This is a genomic window from uncultured Agitococcus sp., from assembly GCF_937920075.1.
Lineage (GTDB): Bacteria > Pseudomonadota > Gammaproteobacteria > Pseudomonadales > Moraxellaceae > Agitococcus.
Map to the genome: position 1 here is coordinate 1 of NZ_CALETI010000490.1, position 4,955 is coordinate 4,955.

At 39.5% G+C, this 4,955-nt stretch carries 6 protein-coding genes; 2 read left to right on the forward strand and 4 right to left on the reverse strand.

All coding sequences use genetic code 11. From position 1 onward, the window contains the following. Window positions 1-179 precede the first annotated feature (179 nt). Window positions 180-656: an FKBP-type peptidyl-prolyl cis-trans isomerase gene (locus Q0212_RS16480; RefSeq protein WP_297927558.1), complete on the forward strand. Its 477-nt coding sequence runs from the start codon at window positions 180-182 to the stop codon at window positions 654-656. A gap of 123 nt (window positions 657-779) precedes the next feature. On the opposite strand, the gene Q0212_RS16485 is transcribed toward Q0212_RS16480, so the two are convergent. Beyond that, window positions 780-1,082, reverse strand: coding sequence for a hypothetical protein (locus Q0212_RS16485; RefSeq protein ID WP_297927560.1), 303 nt, complete (start codon window positions 1,080-1,082; stop codon window positions 780-782). A gap of 123 nt (window positions 1,083-1,205) precedes the next feature. Here Q0212_RS16485 and Q0212_RS16490 point away from each other — a divergent pair, with 123 nt between their 5' ends. Further along, the gene (locus tag Q0212_RS16490; protein ID WP_297927562.1) at window positions 1,206-1,619 is read left to right on the forward strand and encodes a hypothetical protein; all 414 of its coding nucleotides are present in this window, start codon (window positions 1,206-1,208) and stop codon (window positions 1,617-1,619) included. A gap of 27 nt (window positions 1,620-1,646) precedes the next feature. Here the strand turns inward: Q0212_RS16490 and Q0212_RS16495 are convergent, their stop codons facing one another. From Q0212_RS16495 to Q0212_RS16505, 3 genes are all read right to left on the reverse strand, one after another. After that, window positions 1,647-2,474, reverse strand: a complete 828-nt coding sequence (locus tag Q0212_RS16495; protein ID WP_297927564.1) for a type IV pili methyl-accepting chemotaxis transducer N-terminal domain-containing protein — start codon at window positions 2,472-2,474, stop codon at window positions 1,647-1,649. A 152-nt stretch (window positions 2,475-2,626) separates the two neighbouring features. Then, complete coding sequence (gene dxs, locus Q0212_RS16500) at window positions 2,627-4,510, reverse strand: 1-deoxy-D-xylulose-5-phosphate synthase (protein ID WP_297927566.1); 1,884 nt, start codon at window positions 4,508-4,510, stop codon at window positions 2,627-2,629. Window positions 4,511-4,599: 89 nt separating this feature from the next. Continuing rightward, window positions 4,600-4,955: polyprenyl synthetase family protein (locus tag Q0212_RS16505; RefSeq protein ID WP_297927568.1), on the reverse strand; the 356-nt coding region annotated here is incomplete at its 5' end.

Genomic DNA, 4,955 nt, shown 5'->3' on the forward strand with positions numbered 1-4,955 from the left:
CCTGCATTGTGCACTATAAATCTCGCACTGCAAAATATGTGATATAATAAATAAGTGAAAAATAATCCTCTAGAGTTTAAAGCTCCTAGAATAAAAGGAGAGGGGGTGAAAGTAAATTGAAACAAATGATGAAAAAAATAAATTGGTTGAGATGTAATATCTTCGCCCAAAATAATTCAATGAGTTTGTTTGATAAATTAAACGCAGCAAAAAATAAAAAAATGAATGAAAATTTAGAAGCAGGAAAAGCATTTTTAGCAGAAAATGCCAAAAAAACGGGTGTTGTCACTACAACATCTGGTTTGCAGTATGAAGTGTTAACTCAAGGTACTGGTATTCAACCTAAAGCAACAGATACTGTTGAAGTCCATTATGAAGGTAAATTAACGGATGGAACCATTTTTGATAGTTCTATTCAGCGTGGTCAAACAGCTTCTTTTAGATTAGATCAAGTGATTGCTGGTTGGACTGAAGGTTTGCAGTTAATGAAAGCTGGTAGTAAATATCGTTTTACCATTCCTTCCGATTTGGCTTATGGTGAAATGGGTGCTGGTTCTATTCCACCAAATGCAGTTTTGGTTTTTGATGTAGAGTTAATCAAAGTCACTAAAGAAGAAGGCGCAGCAAAAACAGAGAAAAAAGCGAAGAAAAAATAAGGTAAAATCGCTGAGTCTACGATTAGAGACTGTAAAAGCAGTCTCTAATTAGCAATTGTAATTTAATGGTAGAAGCTTATAACGCTTTTGGCAAGGCTTCGGCTCCCTTCATCCGCTCCTATATTAATGTGTATCACCACTACGACGGCCACAGTTTTTACATGTTTTGCTAAACCAGCGTGGTTCGGTTTTGCCAACAAAAACATTTTTACAAACAGGGCAACGTGCTCGTCTGACAATCAGTAACAGACTTCCTGTAATTAAACTATCAACTAAAAAAATTTCACCTAAAAAATTACCTTTTTCTGTGGGTAAATGATAAAGACCAAGAATCGCTCCAACAAATGTCAATCCGATGATAATGATAATAGCTAATCCAATTAGGCTTGCGATTTGTGTCATACGAATTTGTTTAATAGTGGTCACTAATATGTCTCACGAAATTGCTGGATTTTTTGTGATAGTTATCACATTGTTATTATAATTTTATATATTAAATTGGCTATTGCCTTCCGATAAATTTAGCTGAAATGACGATAAGGTGTCAGTATGTTAGTTGTTAAACGTTGGTTACAGTTTGTGGCCATAGTTCATATTATTATGGGGTTGTTGTTGCCTATCATTGTTCATATAGATTTGGTGCAACCCTATTTTCGGTTAATGGCCGATACTTTTGCGCTAAATCATCAACAAGATTTATTGTTTTTGCAGTTTATGATTGGTTTATTTGGGCCAACAGTGGCGAGTTGGGGCGTTCTGTTTTTTGGTATCGTCACTTATGCGTTTAGTCAACCCAACAAAGGTGTTTGGTGGTTGATGATTCTCGCATGTGTTGTTTGGGCTGCTTACGATAGTATTTATTCAAGCTTATTTGGTTTGTGGATTAATGCGGTAATTAACGCTATTGCTTTTGTGAGTATTGTATTGCCTCTCTGTGTGGTTAAAAAAGAGTTTTGTGATTAAAACATCCTTGTTTATGTCAGTGATGACTTAGGTTTTATTGCTGCTATTGTTGTTACTATTATTACTACTTTTATTGGCAGCAATTTGCATTTGAACTTCATATTGTTTGGTAATCGCTTGCATATGTTTGAGTAAATTTTCAGTTGTATTAGCAATTGCTGTTGGCACATAAAGATTTTCATTAGATAAAGCAAACCCCGATTTTGAAAATTTCCAAATACCTTGTACTTTACCTAAACCTTGTTTGATTTCATCGGTATTAAGCGGGCTAGCAGTTAATTCGGCTAAGGCATTTTCATAATCATTAATTGCCGTGGTTAAGTCTTGATCTAAACCTTCATACGTTAAGCCCCAACTTTTGGTTAAGTATAATTTAGCAATGCGTTGACTTAGCATCCGTTGACGCCCTGAAATATTCACCAACCGCGCACTAGAAACTTTGCTGTATTCTTGAACCATTTTGACAACCGATTCACTGAGTTTTAACACTTCATCACTTTGACGAATAACAGTTAAGGCTTCTTCGCGACTTGGTGTTTGCAAAACACGTTTCTTGTAGCCCATCCAAACAGTTTCGACCTTTTTTAAACCTTCATTCATTTCAGGCGTAGGCGCATAGGCTTTTAATTCTTTTAAATTAGATTCAAATAGAGCAATACTTGTTTCACGTTGTTTGGTGGCTTCTTGGACGCTTACTCGTTGCCCCAGCATTAAATAACTTTTGGCAATCCGTTGGCTAAGCATTCTTTGTAAACCCGACATATTGACTGCTTCAGCGTTGCTTAATGCCCAAGTTGGTAAACTCAAGGCTAAAGCTAATAATAGAGTCACTCCTTTCGCAAATGGATTAAACATAATATCCCCCTAACAATAATGAACATGACAAGGGGTATTCTGCAAAAAATGCACCGTAAATAGAGATTTAGTGTTATGAAATAAAGAAAATGCTACTCAGTAGACAAAAAAGGGCAGAATAATCTGCCCTAATTAACAAAAGTGAGTGATTTTTATACTGTTATACGTTGTTTGATGGTGTTGATGATGCCTTGAGCATCTAATCCACAGGCTTTTAACATGTCGCTGTGGCTTGCATGTTCGATAAATGCATCAGGAATGCCCAAGTTTAGTACTGACACTCCCAAGTTTTGGGCAAAAATAAATTCATTTACGGCACTGCCTGCACCACCCATAATCGCATGTTCTTCAACCGTCACCAATAAGCTATGTTCTTGCGCAAGTTGACGAATCAGTTGTTCATCCAATGGCTTTACAAAACGCATATTAGCGACTGTGCAGTTAAGTTGTTCGGCGGCTTGTAGGCTCGGGCTTAACATACTGCCAAAAGCTAAAATGGCTACTTTTTGGCCAAGACGTTTAATTTCGCCTTTACCAATAGGGATAGCGGTCATTTGTGTGTCGATATGAACGCCTGTGCCAGTTCCGCGTGGATAACGTACCGCCGCACAGCCTTGATGTTGGTAAGCGGTGTACAATAATTGGCGACATTCATTTTCATCAGCAGGAGCACAAATGACAATATTGGGAATGGTGCGCATATAGGCATAATCATAAGCGCCTGCATGAGTTGGCCCGTCTTCACCCACTAAACCAGCACGATCAATACCAAAGGTAACGTCTAAATTTTGCAAGGCAACATCGTGAACTAGTTGATCATAGCCACGTTGTAAAAAGGTTGAGTAAATGGCAACCACAGGCTTTAAACCTTCACAAGCCATACCAGCAGCAAGGGTAACGGCATGTTGTTCAGCAATCGCTACGTCATAAAAACGATCAGGGTATTGTTTGGCAAAATTAACCATGCCCGAGCCTTCGCACATAGCAGGGGTAATACCCACTAAACGAGAGTCTTGTGCGGCCATATCACACAACCATTGGCCAAAAACATCGGAGTATTTAGGTTTTTTGGAGCTAGGGCTGGTGCTGCGTTCACTGGCTGGTGCAATCTTGGTAATGGCATGATAACCAATTGGGTCAGCTTCGGCAGGGGCAAAACCTTTACCTTTGGTGGTATATAAATGTAATAACTGAGGGCCTTTGGCTTTGCGTAAATTGCGTAATACCCGAACTAATTCAATGACATCATGACCATCAATTGGGCCAACTGTGTTAAAACCAATTGCCTCAAATAATGTGCCTGTTGAGGCAGTCATGTGTTTGACACTTTCTTCGGTACGACGAGCAAAATTCCATGCGGTTGGCATCGTTGCTAAGACTTTTTTGCCTTCTTCGCGCAAGGCAATATATTGTTTGCTTGACCAAATGCGTGCTAAATAATTCGATAAACCACCGACATTATGAGAAATTGACATCTGATTGTCATTCAAAATGACTAACATATCTGCTTTGTTATGGGCGGCATCGTTTAGCGCTTCAAAGGCCATGCCTGCGGTCATTGCGCCATCGCCAATAATGGCGGCAACCTTTCGACCTGAGTTTTGTTGGCGTGCAGCCAAAGACATGCCTAACGCGGCAGAAATAGAGGTTGAAGAGTGACCAACACCAAAGGTGTCATATTCTGATTCTGCGCGATTAGGAAAGGCGGCTAAACCATCTTTTTGGCGCATAGATAGCATTTGTTCTTTGCGGCCAGTTAAAATTTTGTGTGGATAAGCTTGATGACCCACATCCCATAACAAACGATCAAACGGTGTGTCATAAACATAATGTAAGGCAATGGTGAGTTCGATCACCCCTAAACCTGCACCAAAATGACCACCCGTTTGACCCGTACACCACAATAAATAGGCACGTAATTCATCCGCTAGCTGTGGCAAACTGGATAGGGAGAGTTTGCGTAAATCGCTGGGATAAGGCACGGAGTCCAATAAAGGCGTATTGGGACGATTGAGGGGAATTTCATAAAACATCATAGCTTTATTAATCAAATTTGGGACTTGGGTTAATTATAGCGTTTTAGTCTATATTGGGTATTGTTTATTGCTGTACTAAATGACAAGTCTTAATGATCTCTATCAACCAAAAAATCAGCTAACCAAACAAGTGCATTGGCCTTGCAGCCTAAAGGTTTAATTGCTGCAATAGCTTCGTCGTGTAATTGACTCGCTAATTGTTGGGCTTGGTTTAAGCCCAATAAAGCAGGGTAAGTGGCTTTGGCATGCTCGGCATCTGCACCTGCTTGTTTGCCCAGTTTTTGTGTGTCACCAATCACGTCTAAAACATCATCATGTACTTGAAAAGCCAAACCAAGTTTGCTGGCATAAGTTTCTAAGGCGGTTAGTGTTTTTGTATCGGTACAACCTGCGGCAATAGCCCCCATTAATACACTTGCTTTGATTAATGCGCCGGTTTTATGGC

Excerpts from the sequence above, each read along its gene's own strand:
- dxs (WP_297927566.1), bottom strand. The coding sequence starts at position 4,510 with ATGATGTTTTATGAAATTCCCCTCAATCGTCCCAATACGCCTTTATTG.
- Q0212_RS16490 (WP_297927562.1), top strand. The coding sequence starts at position 1,206 with ATGTTAGTTGTTAAACGTTGGTTACAGTTTGTGGCCATAGTTCATATT.
- Q0212_RS16480 (WP_297927558.1), top strand. The coding sequence starts at position 180 with ATGAGTTTGTTTGATAAATTAAACGCAGCAAAAAATAAAAAAATGAAT.
- Q0212_RS16495 (WP_297927564.1), bottom strand. The coding sequence starts at position 2,474 with ATGTTTAATCCATTTGCGAAAGGAGTGACTCTATTATTAGCTTTAGCC.